Genomic DNA, 17,618 nt, shown 5'->3' with positions numbered 1-17,618 from the left:
TCACGGGGTCTGCCTTCGATTGCCCGCTGGCGGCTGTGCGCTCGGGCCAAAGATGCTTCTTCATCTGCTGAGCGAGCTGGTCCTTGATGGATCTGCTCATCGTCCGGCGCCGCACAGGACGATTGCACAAGACGTAGCGGGTACACAGTTCCTCATGATGATGCTTTCTCGGCCATTGTCGAACCGAGGGATGGTGATCAGAAGACGGTTAATGCGCTGTTAAACGGCGGCAAATGATGGCGTTCAGCGAAGGATTAAGGAAAACCTTTCTTAAGCCGTGTCCTTTATGACATGACTGAGTCCCGCGTCTTAGGAGATCGTGATGTCTTTTTGGCTGTCTCTGAAGGTGGCTCTTGCCTGCACATTATTCAGCAATCCCGCCAACGCGGCGAGTCCCACACCTGACTGCGAGCCGTATCTCTGCAAGGCCGAAATCGTGCGCGTGATAGATGGCACCACCGTAGTCGCAGATATTAATCTGGGCTTTCGGACTTGGCTGAGGGATGAACATCTCCGCTTGAACCGCATCGACACTCCGGAACGCTCAACGCCCGAAGGCAAGGAGGTCGTGGCGATCGTCCGGCAACGGCTCGAAGGAAGAACGTTGTTCATCTGCACCATCAAGGCCAAGCGATCTGACTCTGAAGCGACGGGCAGCTTTGCTCGGTATCTCGTCGAGATTTATGATGACGGTGAAAACGTCAATGACTGGCTCCTTGAGACAGGGCGTGCTGCGAAATTTGGTGATTAACCCGCAATCCTCGCGACCCTGACGATTTCGAACATCAGTCCTGGGGATCATTGCCAACTCAAACCTGCCCGGCTTGCATCTCAGATCACTCCGGGTGCAGGTGCGGCCCCAATCTCTCTTTCTGACTTCCGAATTCTGTATGAACCTGGTCCTGATCATTTCGAACAGTCCGGCAGCCAAATGGTCTTCTATCTGATCAGGAAACCCTACGAAGGTGCTTCAATTTTTGTCTCACGCAACCTCTATGCTGCGCGGGTCTGTGCGGTCCTGGCTTTCGTAGTCCTCAACGCTTCCACATTTGCACCCGGATCACAAATTTCACGCGAAGAAAATTCAGACGCCCAATAGGCTCAGGAGTGCGTCGAGGTCACAGGGCCGGATCCGCTGCGAGCGCTCTGACAATCTGATGATGGGTTGTTGAACCTGTGCACACCGCGCGCGGAGTGCGGACGGCTTCAACCTGATGAGCCCCATATAGGCGTCGGGTTGTCTGCTGTTCTCAGGTGCCACCCCAAGGCGGTCGACACGCAAAAGGCGGGCCTTGAAGTTCGCGTAATTTCCAGGGGCGACGTAGCCCGCGCCTTCAAGTGACCAGACATCGACCCATTCTACGCGCCGCGGCCCGTCCCCGACGACGAAAGGCACGTCTCGCTCCTCAAGAATGGACGCTGCGGTATCACGATCCACATCCCAGTGCCGCGCCACCTGGGAAATCCTGGCTGTCCCAGCCGTCTTGTATCTCTGCATCATTCAATCTCCCGAGCTTGTATCGGGAACTTGGGTCTGGTCAGCCGTTCCGAGAAATCGTTTGAACCTGTTTTTTTCGCGCCGTGGCACTTAAATCTCTCACCGCGAATTCTCGCGCGCAGAAAAAATTTTTAGGTCGCACCGGCGCCCTTCTACCGGATAACGCCAGGTTCAGGCGAACAACGCCATTTTCAGGTCGCCGCCCCTCCACATACCGGGCATTTATGTGGCAAGGCGGCGACCTGAATTTGCGCGAAAACCGGCGTTTTTCACCTGAATTAAGCCAGCGTCGCGGCATCTGCCTCTGGCGGTCTTTATCGCATTTCATGCGCGAGCATTTCTGTTTGCTCTGCAAGAACGCCAACTCCGTTTTGTGATGCCGTTGGCCTTTGTGTGTTGGCGGTCCCTGTCATGAGACCGCCAACACACAAAGGCTGACACCCTAACGAAACGGAATTTGAAACAATGCACAATCTCGATGATGTCAAAGTCGCTCTACCTCAACTGGAATATGGCAAAGGGTACGTCAACACCGTACGTGCCGCGCTCAATCGGGCGCCCAATGTCTACAAGAAACCGGCAACCCATATTAGTGCCTGCCCTCACGACTTCCAGCAGCGATTTGACGGTGCAACGAATTATGTCGCGATGGGTTTCCGTTCCCTCGATCAATTTGCCAATTGGAAAACTGCCGTGGGCGGCTGTTTCGCACGATACCAACGTTGGCTCGCCAACGAGCCCGCTCGGAAACCCGACTATACGGACGACTGGCCCAAAATACTTGCCTACGTTACCGATGAAGCCCCGAAACTTGGTCTGGCGGCCGCCCGGGAGGAAAGTCTCGCGACAACTGACATCAACACGGAGTTCGCTCATCGTGTTTGCAACCGCATGAGCTATGAAGCGAGGAAGACGTTTTTGCGCGGCCTTACGGTCTGGAACGCGCTTGTCGGTTCCGACATTGCGCAAGCCGCGTTGGCAGGGCTGTTACCAGCTTCCCCCTCAGAACCGCCGCCAAAACAGGCCCGAAAACTGGCCTATATCGATTGGCTCCCTGCCGAGGTATCCAATTCGTTGCGCAAGGATTTCGCCAGGTTTGTTCACGTCAAGCGCCATGGTGAAGATGATGGCCTGAACGAGGATCCTTTGGGATTCGATCCTGAGCTACGCAATTTGAACTTTACCGATACCTCCGCAAAGGCTTATGGCTACGCAGTCGGCTGGGTCTACCGAACTCTGATCCGCTCTGAGCTCATTGACGCAAATGACATCAGGCAGCTCAGTGATTTGCTGACCTACCGGAACATCAAATCCGCGACGCGTATCTTCCAGGAAATGCGCGCCGATGAAATGTCACCTCTCAAGTCCGATGCCGGTTCCTTGCACAGTTACGTGGCAAAGGTCACGCAGATAGCTATCGAGCACTGCCACGTGTCGCCCGAAACGAAACAGCATATGGAGGCGCTGCGCAATCACCCCACAGTGCGCGGCAAGAGCGTGGGCAAGATGTCTGTGGCACGCCGCCGCCGTGTCAAAGCCTTCGCTAACGACATGGATATGCAGACCCGCCTTTTTGAGTCCCCGGAATTCTTGATGCGCCAGTGTCAAACCCGCCTGAAAAAATGGAATACCATGTCTCAGCATGCCCGCATGCAGACGTTGAAGCTTGGGACAGCCGCCGCCGCTCTGGCCATCCTTCTCTACGGGAAACCACTGCGCGAGACAAATCTCCGGGAGTTGCGGGTGTTCTGTGACGAGCGCCAAACACTCATCTTGCCGCCTGAGTTCGTAGGCAAGGCTCGCCTCGATCTGCCGGGTGAAATTACCAAGAATGGAAAACCGATCGAGGGAGAGTTGGATCCCGAGGCGATGCCGATCTTACGGTTCTACTACGAAGTCATTCGCAAGAAGCTGATCGCGGAACATCCGTTTGGCAAACACCATGCCGAGTCGGACTTCTTCTTCAATGGACCCCGCGTCGATCATGCCGTTGAAAAATCCGTTTTCAATGCCCTCATCGGGGAAGGCCTGGCTCTCTGCGGTCTGGAAATGGATACGCACGAGATGCGGCACGCCGTTGCGTTCTTCGTGCTGGACGAGGATCCCAACGCCATCGAGGAAGTCGCGGAACTGCTCGACAACCTTCCGGATACCGCTCGGAAATTTTACGCTTGGGTCGAAGAACGCAAGGCGCACCAATCAGCCCGCGCGAAAATGCAAGCAGCCAAAAGCAAACGACTCAGAGGGAGAAAACGAGCGTGAGCTTGAGCGATGAGCAAAACCGCCTCTTTGATCGCTTTGTTGATCATCTGGCCGACGGGGCCAGACCGACCCGCGACACCTTCCTGGCGTTTGGATCGTTGGGCCAGCTTTACAGGCTAATGCCCTCGCTCCAAGCCAATAAGCCCGATTGGGCCCCGGAACTTCGGGAGGCGCTGAACGTACGATACGCAGAACGGTGGAAGAAACAACGGGCTGGTATCGTACGGGGCACCCCCGGCCTGAAGTCCAAGCTGTCTGTCCCGGCTGACCAGATCCCGAAAGCGTGGCAGCGCGCAATCAAGGAAATGACTTTGGCACGCGTGCAGGTGGATCGTGGTGTCCTGACCATCGATGATCGTGTTCCGCCAAGCAGAAAGGTCATTGCAAAGCTGGAATACACCGTTCGGCAGCTTGCATTCGCGGCGACTGATGCTGGTCTGAAGCCCGCGTTGAACATGCAATGCGTCAGGGCGTTCTTGTTGGCAAGCAAGAGCCGCAAAACCAGGCCAGTAACCCGCCGTAGTCGATTAAAGGAATTGATGACCTTCGCTCAGTGGCTGGATGAGGCGGCGCACGAAGGCATCATCAATGCCATGCGTCGCCACGCAAACCAGCTTGCCCGGCTCGCAGGACGACAACGAAAACGCAAGGAGGACTGGCTGATCCAAAACCCGATCGAAGTGGTCGATTGCTGGATGATTGCAGAAGAGATGCTGCAAGAGGCCTTGGCGGCGCCTTCGGGAAGCAACGCACGATTGGACCTTGCCCTTGACGCTCTTGCAATTGCGCTGGCCATAAACGTGCCGTTGCGCATCGGGGATCTGCACCGGCTCCAGATTGGCAACCACCTCACCCGGTCATTCGAAACAAGCACTTGGACCATCGCTCTGCGGTGCGAAAAGATGGGCAATGAATACGCCGCGGAAATGTGGCCTGAACTGACGCCGTTCATTGACGCGGTTGTTCTTGCAGGTCGTCCCGACACCGTGCTCGCAACCCGGTTACGGGAAGTTGACAGCCAGTTTCTGTTCTCAAAACATGGCCGGAAATTCAGCGAGCTATGGATCTCCAAAGTCTGGTACAGGCATATCGGAACCGGTGAGCATATCATTCGAACCCTCTGGCACGAAGAGGCACTGGATGATGCCGACACGTGGATGTCTCTCGTGCTCTGCGGACAAGAAGGCGGCTCCCGGACCGCCCGACACTACCAGGTCAAGCAGCAGAAACGCCTGGCCGGTAAACGTGCTAAATCCTTGATGCAAGCGGCCCGATCACGGCGCCGATCCTGAGGGTCTGCGTTATGGCGCAAATGCTGTCCTGATTGGACCATGCGGTTCAAGGGGTCAGGGAGAGCGCCCTGCCCTTGTCGGCTTCACCCGAGGACAGCCGATTTGGCCCACTGATGACCACCGGACAATCCACTCTTTGATCGCCCCACCGTTCTCAGCGCATCTCCCTATTGTGAGAGCTGCGTTGAGAACAGCGGAGCGATCCAACAACAAAAATAATGAGAAACCTGAACCCCCGACACGGAAAGGAGACGCCTGTCGGTTTTGTAGCGATTGGCATGGTGCCAAGAGCAAAAAAGGGAGAACGCAATGTTCGATATCCCCACACCGCCGTGCGCTTTGCACAGCTTCTTTCAATCCAACGCGCAGGGGCTGCAGAACGCTGCCTTTTTGCTGGGTGGCTTGCCCTGGCTCCGGAAGGTCCAGGCGATCCTGGATGCGCTCGCGTCGGGTGCGCCGCTCACCCGCAGGCGACTGGCCGACATGCAGTCTGTCCACGATCTGTTGACGCTGCATTATGTCGACGATCTCGACAGTCCCGAGGCGGCGCATTTTGCCTGCCTGGATCCCGCGGATCCTTGTGTCGAGGACATCTGCCTGCTGGCAGACGAGTTGGACGCTGCCCTGGAGGGCCATGCCCGTGAAGCGCATTCCGCCTTCGAAGGCTACGCGCCCGGCAAAGCTTCGGAGGTCCGCGTATGAGCTGTCATCCAGGCAAGCACCAACAGGCGCAATCTGCGCTCTACCAAGTGCTGAAGCTCGCCCTCGAGGCGGCATTTGCCCTGGACGCGGTAGAGGCCAGCGGCGCTCTGGATCGGACGATGTGTCGCCATATCAGGTTGTTTCAGAAAACCCTGGGCGAGGACGCAGTCTTCGACCGGGGTGTCCCGGAGGACATGCGGCACCTGGCGGAGCGGCTCAAAAGTCTGTCAGAGACCGAGGCCACCAGGACCTTCGTTCCGGACGACCACAACCCGCATGGTGGCTACTGGTTCGACGCCAAGTCAGAGCGCAGCCCCGAGCTCCGCTCCGCCGCCGACAGCCTGACCGCGCTCGCCGACGCGCTCCAACACTGGCGCCTCCTTTTGAGGGCGCACAGGCTCGTCGAAGGATTCGGCCTATGAGCATGAGGGCCAGGGGTGATCCCCCTGGCCCTCTGATTTATTTGCTCGGTTTCAATCGACACTTCATGCCAACGCGGGATCGGTACGACTTAACGTGATCTACGAACACTTGCAGCGGTGAACCTTCGGCATACGAGATCAGCATCGTGCTTCGAATATCTGCCAAACTTGTCTCGGGTATCGGACCCGGTAATCTGGTGCGGCCTTTCGGGCAGGTTTGCATCGTAGCCAGCCGACCTGTTCGAAGGGGCCATCATCGGTTTGCACTGGTCAGAATCGTTCGGTGCCGAGCGGCATTTCATTCTTCGCTGTCCAGACTTCGAAACTTTGCTGAATTTCTTTAGACCCCGCCACCCCCCCCGGGGGGGGGTGGCGGGGATCTCAGATCGCTTTGTTCAACTGTCGTGGCCGAACGTCATGAGATTTTCTACCGCCTGCCTTCGCTGCGGGGTCTGCGGCAATGAAAGCTCATACGTTTCGCTGATGCTGCGAAGCCGAGCGGCAATTTCCGGGGGCGTCCAGCGCTTGCAGGAACGGGTTTGTGATTTCCTCTGCTCCATCTCCGCGAGCTTCGCGTCCACCAGGATTTTTCCGCACTGCATAGATGTGACGCGAACGGCGCTCGCAGTTTCATCCGCCGCCAGCTCAACTTCGACAATCGCAGATGGTTTGGCGACAAGATCGCAAGCACCTATCACCGGATGCCCATGCTTATCTGAATACCTGACGGATACTTTGAGGTCGAACTTCTCCAATTCCGATTTGAGTGTAGATACGTTTCGTTTCGTGTAGTGTTGGTTGAGGGTAGATCCCCCGGCATGGCCCGCAATTGCCTTGCGTCTGCTTTCGGGCACACCCGCGTCGTCAAGAGCGCTACTCAGCGTCTTACGCAGGGCGTAGAAATCCTCGTTCCAATCGGCGATCTCAAGCCGCTTGAAACACGTCTTGAGCTTCTTCCCGAAATTCCCGGCAATCGCTGCAATATCCGCTCCGCCTGCAGGCGAAGGAAACAGAAGCCGTTGTTCCGCGGGCAAGGAATGAACCCATTGCGCAAAGCCAAGGTCGATCAGAAGCCGGGGCAGAGGCAGGAACCTTTTGGAGTCGTCCGTCTTCACACGGTGCTCGGATGTAATACCGACCGACAGGCAAAGAACACCGTTGTGAACAATCAGATCCGTCTTTTTCAGCTGCAGGATTTCCAGGATTCTCGACCCAAGCATCATGACCAGCAATGGGACCCAATAATTCGCGTCCCGAACGATCACATTTCCAGGCTGCCAGCGGCGGCTCTTTGACTTGCAGCCAGTGTAAATCGGCGACATCAAGAGCGTCTTGAGCCGCTCGTGCGACCAGGAATCGCGGTTCTTGGGTTTATCCTTTCGCACCAGAAGCGGATCTTTTTTCTTCTCAAGCTCCTGCTTGATGTACTGCTTCATCTTCGTGTGCGTCAGAAAGCGTGTTTGTCCGGAATAGCCAAGGTTTTCCTGGGCAATTCTGAAAATGGCATGCAAGCGGTCGAGGTGATGCTCAACTGTGGTCATCGTGAGCCGCGGCACCAGGCTCTCTGCAAGACGGGCACGCTTTTCTGTCAATGGCAGCATTTCATTGGCTTCGATTTCCGCCCGCACCGAAGCATCATGCAGATCCGCGAATTCGATCTCTTCGCGTTTGGTCGCATTGCGGCGATCCTTCACGAAACGGTTGTTGCCGTGCTTCTTGCCATGCTGTGACGGTATTCGCTGAATGAGCCACATTAGGTCTTTGACCGTTTCCGGGGTCACTGTCGACAACGGCACATCGCCCCAAAACTCCAGCAAAATCTTGCCCGTGCCCGAGTATTTGTTCGCCATGTCCTTTGAAGTTGCGTTTTCGATCGCGCTTTGAACAGCAGCAGAGACGGTTATTTCGCCCTTGATGAAGCGGTCGAAGTCCTTGTTTTCGTCGTCCGACAAGAGATGGGCAGCAGCAACCCGGACATCCTCGCCCTCCAGGACTTCGATTTCGACTTCGTTTATCTGCCGTTGCAATGAGGCCGCGCGGCGTCCCAGATCAGGCGCTATGGGTGGTGACACGGGAATAGAGGTTGCTTTACCGGCGGCTGACAATGCGGGTTCCACCGCTGTCCAGTCCTTTCGTCGAATGGCCGCTTTTAACGCGCTGTTCTCGGCCTGCAGCGCTGCAACACGCTCATCGATTTCCGCGTCCGATAGCGATGTCGTTGAACTCTGCTGGTGCAGAAAGCGCGAGAGTTCGTTCCGTAGCTGTGCCTTCAATAGGGCATGTGCATGTCGCGGGGACATCTCGTTCTTGTTCAGGGCGTCCACGATTTCCGGTTCCTTCTGCTCGTAGACCGCGAGCAGGCTTCCGGCCCGCACCACGGCGTCGAGCGGGAATTCGGTACGTAAGGACATGCGCAAAAACTGGTTTGAACCCCCACAGGAAAATTGTTTGGGCAGCCGCTTCATGAAGTAGAAGACGCGGCCACGACGCATGAGGTAGGGACCAACGCGGCTGCGTGCGCGTTTGTTAAAACCGATGTTGGAAACGGGGGGATGTATCCCACCATGTATCCCACTGTCAGGTGACTGGGATACACGAGGTGAAGAAAGGGCAGATAAACCCTTGTTTTGTTGTGCTTTCGGAAGAAGTTGGCTGGGGTGGTAGGATTCGAACCTACGATACACGGTACCAAAAACCGATGCCTTACCGCTTGGCTACACCCCAACGTGAGCCGCTACTTACGCAATAGGCTCCGCCGTATCAAGCCCTCTAGATCAAAAAATTCATCCGCATCGAACCGCCTGCCGAATTAGGCACGCGAAGTGCTTTGAATTCTCAAAATCTGGCTTCGTGCGGACCTGCGTGAGCGTGGAAACTATAGCAGGCGCGCCCCCTGCCCTTTGAGTTATAAAGTGCCTCATCCGCCTCTGCGATCAGTGCGCCGACGGCTTTTCCGTGCGACCCGTCATGCATCGCAATGCCAATACTGACCGACACTTCGCAATTGTGGCCCCCGAAGGAGATTGGGGCCTCGATACGGTCTATGAGGCGGCGCGCCATTTGGGACAGTTTCAACGTGTTCGTGAGGTCCGGGAAAATCAGCAGGAATTCGTCACCGCCAAAGCGTACAACCGTATCGCTTTCTCGTGTCACCTCCAGCATGCGAGATGACACCTGTTTCAACACTGTGTCCCCTGCCGCATGACCGTGCTGGTCATTGACCTGTTTGAAATAGTCCAGATCGAGATGCATCACGGACACGGTCCGGTCGGTCGCGAGCAGACGTGACAGGATGTGATCCATCGCCCGCCTATTCTTCAGCCCGGTCAGGGTGTCGGTATAGGCCTGTTCCTCAGCTGCGATACGTGCCCCCTGCAACCGCTGGTTCAAAAGGCGTGACGCTTCCATCGCAGCGGATTTTGCCTCAACCAGATAGAGCATTTCGACGGTGAGGTCGGTGGGCGCGAAATCGGCGTTTGTCAGGTGGTAATCACGCACGCTATCGACGACCGAGATGCCGAATGACAAATTCACGACTGCGCCCCCTTCACCATCCGGCACCAGCACCGCCTTCAACCCTGTACATGGCGGATCGCGAAACCGCAGCTGAAGCTTCCGCCCGGAGATCGCCAACAACTCCGCCATATGGCTGATACCCTGTGGACGATGTAAGTCAAAAACCTCAAACAACTGTTTCCCGACCAGTTGAGCCTTTGGCCGCAGTTTTGCCAGCGTGGGGCCCGCGTGTTGGATTTGCCCTGAGGCGTCCACGGTCAGGTGCATTGGGCAAAGGGTGTCCAGCGCTGTCTTAGCGATCATCTGCGCTGCCCTCCACGGGTTGGGCAATGTGTCCGCCAAGAGTAAAACTGCGCCCTACCGAATATTCTGTCTCAAAAAGCGTGATTTCAACGAATTCCTCGAGGCCTTCCCCCTCCCCGTAGTCAAGGCAGGCCAACGTGCCGTAGTCATCGGCCATCGTACGCAAGACACCAACAAGCACATGGCCAAATCCGGGCATCGGCGATCGACAGACGAGCCGGTAATCGACCGCCCCGTATTCGTGAAGTTCAAGTTCTGGCAGTTCCAGATCCGAAACCGCCAGACGCGCGCGTTCCGGCAAATCGTCCAGAGATTGTAGAAACTCTACGAAATCCCCGCCACCAAAGCGCAGAAGGCGGCGCAAGGATTCCGTGTTCGGATGGGAAACGAGATAGGTCCCGATATCCTCCAGCAACCCATCCAGTGGTTTGTTCAAATCCGCGCTGCAAGCATTAAGGAAGATGCTGGTAACCTCATCTTCGTATACCAGCATCGATTCGAAACTCGTGATGCCCGTCCCGGCCCGTAGCGCGATTCTGTCCCAAGCCTGCGGGCCATAGGTATCACGCACAAAACATTGAATTGTCCTATTGATAAGCCCGTGCATCCGATCCACCCCTGTATCAGGGGTCCACTTTGCCATACACAGGTTTAACGTTCCCTGAACCGCTACAATTTTATCGAGATGACAGAGCCTTTCAGTAGTCGGTCGGCGCTCCGCCCTCGGCCCTACGGCGGGTAACGAACGCCTCAAGCTCCTCGCGAACGGCAATGTCCATCGGAGGCGGTTCAAAATCGTCAAGAATACTGTGATAGACTTGGTTGGCGCGTTCCGGCGTCCAGGCCGCACCAGCCGATTCCCAGGCCTCGAAATTCTTCCAGTCGCTCAGGAAGGGTTGGTAGAACGCCGTGGTGTAGCGGTCCTGCGTGTGCTGAACCCCGAAGAAGTGCCCGTCATGCCCCACCTCGGCGATGGCGTCGAATGCCAGGTCCGAAGGGCTGGTCGCACAGACTTCCGGCTCCATATAGCGTTGTATTTGCTGTAATATCTCGCAATCCATGATGAACTTTTCGGGTGAGGCGATCAGCCCGCCTTCAAGCCACCCGGCGGCGTGATAGACCATGTTGGTGCCCGACTGCACCGCAGCCCACAGACTGTTGGACGTCTCCCACATCGCCTGCCCGTCCGGAACGTTCGCGGCACAACTTCCCGAGGACCGCAGCGGCAGTCCGTAGAACCGCGCCATCTGGCCGGTCATCTGGGTCGCCCGCATATATTCAGGTGTCCCGAAGGCAGGCGCGCCGCTTTTCATATCGACGTTCGAGGTGAAGGTGCCGATCACACACGGCACGCCGGGATTGATGTATTGTGCAAGGGCAATGGCGCTCAGCCCCTCGGCGAGCGACTGCGCGACAGCGCCCGCCATCGTCACCGGCGCCATGGCACCGGCCAGTGTAAAGGGGGTCACCACACAGCCCTGCCCGCGCCGCGCGCAGCGCATCCATCCGTCCAGCATTGGAAAGTCATGCTTCAGCGGCGAGGTAGAGTTGATATTCGTGTACATCCGCGGCTTGGCTTCGAATTCCTCATGGGTCAGCCCGCCGGCGATGCGGACCATCTCCATCACGTCTTCGACCCTCTCGCGCCCCAGCGAATAGGCATGCGGCACCTTGTCGGTCAGCGTCAGCTTGTCGAAGAGCACATCAAGATGGCGAACAGAGGCATGCACATCCACCGGTTCCACCGGATACCCGCCGGCAAAATGAATACAGTTGAAATATTGCGTCAGCCGCAACAGGTTGGCACACATCTCGCGCGTGCCGGGCACTTTGCGGCCCAGCGACAAGTCCCAGTAATTTGGCGGGGACGAGACATTTCCGAACAGGATATGCCCACCGCCAAGCGTGATTTCGCGCTCAGGGTTGCGCGGCGTGATGGTGAACTGCTCCGGCGCCTTGCCAACCATTTCCATCACGAAATCACGGCCCATCCGTACGGTTTCGCCTTCGATCGTGCAGCCTGCCTTGCGGAGAATATCCACCGCCTCGGGGTTGAGAAACTGCATGCCGAGTTCTTCGAGGATCCGCATTGCGGTGTCATGGATCGCCAGTACGCCATCTTGGGTCAGCGGCTCGGTCGGGGCGTCCAGATTGACCGGAATGCGCCATGGCATCTGCGAGATAACGTCCCCGCCCCGGCGAAGCGCATTGCCCGCGCGCCCGCCATGCCGTTTGCGTGTCCTGCCCGTACTGCCCATCGGACTCTCCCAAGACGTGATGCTTTAGCAATGAGGCAATAGCCGCGCCGTGTGGGCGCTTCTATATGCGACAGCTTGCGTCGTTTTCAGCGTCTGAATATTCGGAAATCCCGCAGATGGGTACCTTAGCCCATTGGCAGGCCCAACCATTCCGGCAAGGCTCCGATATCGGGAAGCACCACATCCGCCAGCGGTAACAGCTCCTTTGGTCCGGCCGGGCCGGTCAGAACCCCGATAGTCTGCATCCCGGCGGCCCGTCCCGCCATCAAGTCATGTGCGCTGTCCCCGACCATGGCCACGCGTCCCGGTACTGCCCCGACGGCACGGGAGAAAGCGAGCAGCGGTTCGGGCGAGGGCTTTGCCCCGAACCCGCTATCCGCGCCTGCCACGAAGGCGAAGGCCTCCCCGATCCCGGCCGCACTCAAATGCGCCTGCGCGGTGCGGTGGCTGTCATTGGTCATCACCCCAAGTGGCAAACCCGCCAGCGAGAGCCGTGCGATAAGAGCTGACAGCGGCACCGCCTCGACAAGCGGTGCTGTTTCCGCAGATTCGGCAAGGAACTTTTCGAGTCGGTCAAGGCTCCATCCCGGGAGGCCTGGCAGCATCAGCGCGGCAACCTCCCGGTTGGTCCCCGCAATCGCCGGACTCGACGGCAGGAATCCGCCGATCTCGGGGCAGTATCCGATCGCCCCCGTCAGCCATTTCCAACGCGCCTCGTCACCCTCGGAGAGCGTAGCCAGGATTGTACCTGCCCAGGTATCCCAGGTGCTGCGAAAATCAAAAAGCGTGCCATCCTTATCAAACAGGATCGCATCTGCGCGCAAGGTCATGTCCAATGGATCTGTTCACCCCCGGGAAGCATCGCGCGTGCGGCAGCTATCTCATTGTAATCAATGCCTTCTGCGTCACAAAATGCCACCACCCAGGCATCATCCATCAACACGAAATCCAGCACTGATCCCAGGAACTCGGGCTCCTGCACATTGTCGCGCAGATCCTCGGTGCTTGCCCCGGTGGATCCGAGGAACACCGGCAAGAGTTCGTCATTCCCGGCCAGCCAGCCAAGCGCCTTCACGCCGACTATCTCTGCCCTGTCCTTCGAGAGTGCCATCTGTTCATCCTTCGGAAAGGTAATCTTAACCAATTCGAATAAAAACTTAGCCATCGGCGGATGCAAGCACGGATGGAATGTGGAATGCCCCAAACGGTCCTGATCGTGGACGAAGTTGCAACCAACAGGATCGTACTGCGCGTCAAACTGGCGGCCGCCTATTACTCCGTGAAACACGCGACAACAGGGGCCGAGGCGCTGGCGGTTTGCGCGAAATCCCCCCCCGACGTTATCTTGCTGGGGCAGGTCGGCACCATGAAAGCCGGAGATCTGGCGCGGCGGTTGCGTTCCAATCCCAAGACCGAAACCATCCCGCTGATTTTCCTGACCCCGCCAGAAAACCTGCGCGCCCGGGTCGAGGCTCTTGAAGCTGGCGCTGATGACGTCCTGTCCCACCCGGTCAGCGAGATGATGCTGCTGGCCCGGATCCGGAACCTGTCGCGCGCCCGTGACGCCGAGCGAGAGCTGCGCCTTCGCGAAGGCACCCGCCGGGCGCTAGGCTTTGCCGAGGCCAGCGCCGGGTTCGAGATGCCCGCCCGGGTGACGGTGGTCACGGATCACCCCTCTGACGCCGGGCACTGGCTCGATCAACTCAGACAAAGGGTGTCGCATCGGTTCGAAATTCGCAGCCCGCGCGAGATGCTGGCGCAGAATCCAGATGCGTCGAAAGCCCCCGATGTCTGTATCGTCATGCTTCCACGGCTGATCCCGGAAACCGGATTGGGTACGCTGTCAGAACTGCGCGCCCGCAGCGCAACCCGCCATTGCGCCATGCTGGTCCTGTGTGACCGCGAAACGCGCCAGGCGGCCGCCAGCGCGCTGGATCTGGGAGGCAATGACCTGCTCGCGGGGGCATTCGATCCCGATGAGCTGGCGCTGCGGCTACAGAACCAGATCGCCCGCAAACGCACGGCGGACCGGCTGCGCGCCACGATGCGCGACGGGTTGCATGCGGCCGTCACCGATCCACTGACCGGTCTTTACAATCGCCGGTATGCCCTGCCCCATCTCGCCCGGGTCTCTCAGGAAGCGCAGTGCACGGGGCGTCGCTTCGCAGTGCTGATCGCCGATCTTGACCATTTCAAGCAGATCAATGACGTCTACGGCCACGCCGCGGGTGACGCGGTGCTTGCCGGTGTCGCAAGACAGATCAAAGAGAACCTGCGTGCCGTCGACCTTGTGGCGCGCATCGGCGGCGAAGAATTCCTGATGGTCCTGCCCGATACGGACAGCCACCGGGCACGGCGCACCGCGCAACGGCTATGCCAGGTGGTCCGCAACGCCCATTTTCTGGCACCGGGTCAGGACGTACCGCTGCGGGCGACGGTCAGTATCGGCATGGCGATGGGGCCCCGATGTTCTGCCTCCACGAACAACGAAGGCGACGATCTGCTGACACTGGCGGATCGTGCTCTCTATGCGTCGAAATCCGAAGGGCGCAACAAGGTCACGCTTAGCCGCGACGCCGCGTAGGCCCGCAGGTCTGCCAAGGAACCGACCGACACGCCGTAAAGCGGCGCGCCAGCCCGGGGGAACGCATCAGTCTCGCGGTGGTTTGCGGCGCCAACGGCGGTCACCGCCCGTCGCGAGGCGGTCGAGTTCTGCCTCCAGCCTGTCAGCATAGGCAGAGAGCTCTTGCGGGCTCATATCTGCCAGCCACTCCGCAAAGATCTTTTGTCCGGCCCGCTTGCGTTGTTCCGCCCGTTCCGACTGGCGGATAAGGACGTCATTCAGCGCCCCGATGTCCAGCGGTTCGGTTCTGAGAATGTCCAGCACCGTACCGTAATCCGCCATCAGCAGGCCGCGTTCGTCTTCGCGTGACACAAGGCTTTCGCGCAACCGCTTGCCGATCTGGCGGCGGTCGGCATCGCTCAACGCGCGCGTGTAGGGGGCAACCATGTCGCGTGACGGCGCCCGGCGATCACGGTCAGGCCCCAACGCCAAACTGCCCGCAACGATGCCAATCACCAGAAGGTTCAGCGCCAGCGACACAAACAGCAGCAAGCGCGGCCAGAGCCTGCGCTTACCGGTCTTGCCAGACTTGATCTCGGGATCCGCCATGTCTCAGCCTTCCGTCATCGCGATGTCGTATTCTGTCAGCGGATCAAGGAACCAGCTGTTCTCTGCATCAGAGCCCACGCCCATCAGCGCCGCCAGTTGATCCGAAACGGAGGTCGGGGGGTTCACACCGATCCACACCCCGGCAATGGTGGCTGCCGCAAGGCCGGTCAGGGCAGGCCAGCCGCCTATGCTGCGCAGCAGTTGCCGCAAGACGCTTTCTTGGCGTCGTGCGGGGGCGATGACCTTTGCCCGTTCGGCCTGCTCGACCAGCGCGTCGTCAAGGATACGCGCCATCAGGGCCGCGTCGGGGTCGGGTGTCGCCTTGCGGGCGGCATGGAAAAACGCTTCCAACTCGCTGAATTCCTGCTGCTTGTCAGTCATCGTAATACCCCAATTCGCCGCGCCGCCCGGCCAGTGCCTCTGCCAGCGCTCTCTTGCCCCGCGCGGTCAGACTTTCAACCGCGCGCGGACTGATGTCCATGATCTCGGCAATCTCGGGATTGCCCAGACCTTCGATATGCCGCAGCACCACGGCCTGACGTTGCCGCTCAGGCAGGGTCTGAAGCGCGCCCTGCAAGGCCTCGGCCCGTGCGACCTCCTGTAGACCTTGCTCTGCCCCGATGGCCGGGTCTTCAGGCTCCGGTATCGAGTCGATGTCCACTGATCGCCGCTTGCGCAGACGGTCGGTGCACAGGTTCGCCACGACGCGGTAAAGCCAGGTGGAAACCTTGGCCTCGCCCTGCCGCCAGTCCGCCGCGACCCGCCAAAGACGCAGCATGGCTTCCTGGGCGACATCCTCGGCTTCGGCCCGGTCGCCAAGAAGGCGGTAGGCGTGGCCCAGAACCTTCGGCGTCAACCGTGCGGTCAGCGCCCGCGCAGCCGCTACATCGCCGTTGGCATAAAGCACCAACAACGCATCGTCCGGAACGTCACTCATGGCGTCAAAGGGCATATCCATTGTCCGTCAAGGGCTAGCCTGTGCGGCGCGAAGGTGCAATGCGGGTCGGGCCCGGTTCAGGCCCGACCCATTGTCTTATTTGTTGCCGTGGCCGCGGCCGTGGCCTTTCTTGCCGCCACGCATCTTGTCGCCGCGCATCTCGAACTTGGCGAATTCCTCTTCCGAGATCACGCCGTCCTCATCCGCGTCCAGCCGTTCGAACATGCCCTTGCCATCACGGCGCGCGGTCATCTCCTCAAGGCTGAGCTGGCCATCATCATTGGCATCCATGCGCTCGATCATGCGCTCAACACCGCGCGCGGCACGGTCCTGACGCTGCGCCTCGACCTGGGCTGCCATTTCTTCGGCGCTCAGAAGGCCGTCACCATTGGCGTCAGCTTCTGCAAAACGCGCGTCACGCGGCGCGGTCAGTTCCTCGGGGCTCAGTTGCCCGTCAGCGTTGGTGTCCAGTTCGGAAAACTCCGGCCGGTCCATCATCGGGCCCCGTGCGCCACGGTCCCCACGGTCGCCATTGCCATGTGCGACTGCAACACTGCCCATTGCGATTGCGGCAACGGTGAGGCTGGTAAGAATGGTCGTGCGTTTCATGTGTCGTTATCCTTATTGCTTTACTGCTTCGAAACCGGCCTTTCGATCGGCTTTCTGGAAACTGATACGCGGCAGATCCGGCATCCCGTCGGTGAAACGCACTTTTTTCATCGCACCCGGTCACGTCGGCGTGATTTGCGACATCCGGACGCAAGGACAGGATGCCCACTTTTCAACGCGCGCCGCGAGGCGCATTTTCAGATCTGGAAACGCGAGGATCTGCAATGGCACTTGAGAATGTGACCGTCGAAGATGATGTGAATGTGGCGGCGGAACGCCCCATGATGCCAGCCATTATGAAAGGCTGGCGCAGACGTTGCCCGAATTGCGGCAATGGACCCCTGCTCAGCGGGTATCTGAAGGTGCGCGACACCTGCCCTGTCTGCCGTGAAGAGCTGCACCACCACCGCGCCGATGACGGCCCGGCCTATCTGACAATCCTGTTTGTCGGCCACCTGATGGCGCCTCTGCTGCATATCGCTTTTGTCATGTTCCGGCCCGAACCCTTGGTGCTGTTCACCATATTCGCGGTTGGCTGCGTGGCCTTGTCACTCTATCTTCTGCCAAGGCTAAAAGGGGTCATCGTGGCCATCCAGTGGGCGCGGGAGATGCACGGGTTTTCGCGTAGCCCGGCCTGACACGTTTTG

Annotated in this window: 18 protein-coding genes and 1 tRNA gene; 7 read left to right on the top strand and 12 right to left on the bottom strand. The window is 58.8% G+C overall.

Going from position 1 to position 17,618, the window contains the following annotated elements:
- Positions 1-322 precede the first annotated feature (322 nt).
- The gene (locus EDD52_RS16575; protein WP_132247008.1) at positions 323-751 is read left to right on the top strand and encodes a thermonuclease family protein; all 429 of its coding nucleotides are present in this window, start codon (positions 323-325) and stop codon (positions 749-751) included.
- A gap of 333 nt (positions 752-1,084) precedes the next feature.
- On the opposite strand, the gene EDD52_RS16570 is transcribed toward EDD52_RS16575, so the two are convergent.
- On the bottom strand, positions 1,085-1,498 hold the full coding sequence (locus tag EDD52_RS16570; protein WP_132247006.1) for a hypothetical protein: 414 nt from the start codon (positions 1,496-1,498) through the stop codon (positions 1,085-1,087).
- A 465-nt stretch (positions 1,499-1,963) separates the two neighbouring features.
- Between EDD52_RS16570 and EDD52_RS16565 the strand changes: the two genes are divergently transcribed.
- The 4 genes from EDD52_RS16565 to EDD52_RS16550 all read left to right on the top strand — a co-directional run bounded on the left by EDD52_RS16565 (position 1,964) and on the right by EDD52_RS16550 (position 6,176).
- Positions 1,964-3,760 (top strand): hypothetical protein, encoded by a 1,797-nt coding sequence (locus EDD52_RS16565; protein ID WP_132247004.1) that lies wholly within the window; start codon positions 1,964-1,966, stop codon positions 3,758-3,760.
- Complete coding sequence (locus EDD52_RS16560) at positions 3,757-5,052, top strand: hypothetical protein (protein ID WP_132247002.1); 1,296 nt, start codon at positions 3,757-3,759, stop codon at positions 5,050-5,052. Before EDD52_RS16565 ends, EDD52_RS16560 begins: the two co-directional genes overlap by 4 nt.
- Positions 5,053-5,361: 309 nt before the next feature.
- Positions 5,362-5,754, top strand: coding sequence for a hypothetical protein (locus EDD52_RS16555; protein ID WP_132247000.1), 393 nt, complete (start codon positions 5,362-5,364; stop codon positions 5,752-5,754).
- A complete protein-coding gene (locus EDD52_RS16550; protein WP_132246998.1) occupies positions 5,751-6,176 on the top strand; it encodes a hypothetical protein in 426 nt (141 codons plus the stop codon). The genes EDD52_RS16555 and EDD52_RS16550 overlap by 4 nt, the downstream gene beginning before the upstream one ends.
- A 395-nt stretch (positions 6,177-6,571) precedes the next feature.
- Here EDD52_RS16550 and EDD52_RS16545 read toward each other — a convergent pair whose 3' ends face one another.
- The 7 genes from EDD52_RS16545 to EDD52_RS16515 form a co-directional block, all read right to left on the bottom strand.
- Positions 6,572-8,668, bottom strand: a complete 2,097-nt coding sequence (locus EDD52_RS16545) for a site-specific integrase (protein WP_132246997.1) — start codon at positions 8,666-8,668, stop codon at positions 6,572-6,574.
- A gap of 157 nt (positions 8,669-8,825) precedes the next feature.
- Positions 8,826-8,900 (bottom strand) — tRNA-Gln (locus EDD52_RS16540).
- Between the two features lie 111 nt (positions 8,901-9,011).
- The gene (locus tag EDD52_RS16535) at positions 9,012-9,995 is read right to left on the bottom strand and encodes a GGDEF domain-containing protein (protein ID WP_132246996.1); all 984 of its coding nucleotides are present in this window, start codon (positions 9,993-9,995) and stop codon (positions 9,012-9,014) included.
- On the bottom strand, positions 9,985-10,602 hold the full coding sequence (locus EDD52_RS16530; protein ID WP_132246995.1) for a heme NO-binding domain-containing protein: 618 nt from the start codon (positions 10,600-10,602) through the stop codon (positions 9,985-9,987). The genes EDD52_RS16535 and EDD52_RS16530 overlap by 11 nt, the downstream gene beginning before the upstream one ends.
- 91 nt (positions 10,603-10,693) lie before the next feature.
- The gene (locus EDD52_RS16525; protein WP_132246994.1) at positions 10,694-12,253 is read right to left on the bottom strand and encodes a trimethylamine methyltransferase family protein; all 1,560 of its coding nucleotides are present in this window, start codon (positions 12,251-12,253) and stop codon (positions 10,694-10,696) included.
- Between the two features lie 125 nt (positions 12,254-12,378).
- The gene (locus tag EDD52_RS16520; protein ID WP_132246993.1) at positions 12,379-13,083 is read right to left on the bottom strand and encodes an HAD family hydrolase; all 705 of its coding nucleotides are present in this window, start codon (positions 13,081-13,083) and stop codon (positions 12,379-12,381) included.
- Positions 13,080-13,364: a DUF3572 domain-containing protein gene (locus EDD52_RS16515; protein WP_132246991.1), complete on the bottom strand. Its 285-nt coding sequence runs from the start codon at positions 13,362-13,364 to the stop codon at positions 13,080-13,082. The genes EDD52_RS16520 and EDD52_RS16515 overlap by 4 nt, the downstream gene beginning before the upstream one ends.
- 84 nt (positions 13,365-13,448) lie before the next feature.
- Here EDD52_RS16515 and EDD52_RS16510 point away from each other — a divergent pair, with 84 nt between their 5' ends.
- A complete protein-coding gene (locus EDD52_RS16510; protein ID WP_165907570.1) occupies positions 13,449-14,837 on the top strand; it encodes a diguanylate cyclase in 1,389 nt (462 codons plus the stop codon).
- A 66-nt stretch (positions 14,838-14,903) separates the two neighbouring features.
- Here the strand turns inward: EDD52_RS16510 and EDD52_RS16505 are convergent, their stop codons facing one another.
- The 4 genes from EDD52_RS16505 to EDD52_RS16490 all read right to left on the bottom strand — a co-directional run bounded on the left by EDD52_RS16505 (position 14,904) and on the right by EDD52_RS16490 (position 16,971).
- A complete protein-coding gene (locus EDD52_RS16505) occupies positions 14,904-15,425 on the bottom strand; it encodes a periplasmic heavy metal sensor (RefSeq protein ID WP_132246987.1) in 522 nt (173 codons plus the stop codon).
- A gap of 3 nt (positions 15,426-15,428) precedes the next feature.
- Complete coding sequence (locus EDD52_RS16500; protein WP_132246985.1) at positions 15,429-15,806, bottom strand: hypothetical protein; 378 nt, start codon at positions 15,804-15,806, stop codon at positions 15,429-15,431.
- Positions 15,799-16,383 carry an RNA polymerase sigma factor gene (locus EDD52_RS16495; protein ID WP_132246983.1) on the bottom strand — a complete coding sequence of 195 codons (585 nt, stop codon included), beginning with the start codon at positions 16,381-16,383 and terminating at the stop codon, positions 15,799-15,801. Before EDD52_RS16495 ends, EDD52_RS16500 begins: the two co-directional genes overlap by 8 nt.
- 75 nt (positions 16,384-16,458) lie before the next feature.
- Positions 16,459-16,971: an EF-hand domain-containing protein gene (locus EDD52_RS16490; RefSeq protein ID WP_132246981.1), complete on the bottom strand. Its 513-nt coding sequence runs from the start codon at positions 16,969-16,971 to the stop codon at positions 16,459-16,461.
- A gap of 224 nt (positions 16,972-17,195) precedes the next feature.
- On the opposite strand from EDD52_RS16490, the gene EDD52_RS16485 reads away from it, so the two are divergent.
- Positions 17,196-17,609 (top strand): DUF983 domain-containing protein, encoded by a 414-nt coding sequence (locus EDD52_RS16485; protein ID WP_132246979.1) that lies wholly within the window; start codon positions 17,196-17,198, stop codon positions 17,607-17,609.
- The last annotated feature ends 9 nt before the right edge of the window (positions 17,610-17,618 follow it).

Origin of the sequence: Primorskyibacter sedentarius, assembly GCF_004342065.1 — a bacterium.
GTDB classification, from domain to species: Bacteria; Pseudomonadota; Alphaproteobacteria; order Rhodobacterales; family Rhodobacteraceae; genus Primorskyibacter; species Primorskyibacter sedentarius.
The sequence above is the reverse complement of the archived record's forward strand: the minus strand, read 5'-3'. Positions and strand labels throughout refer to the sequence as shown.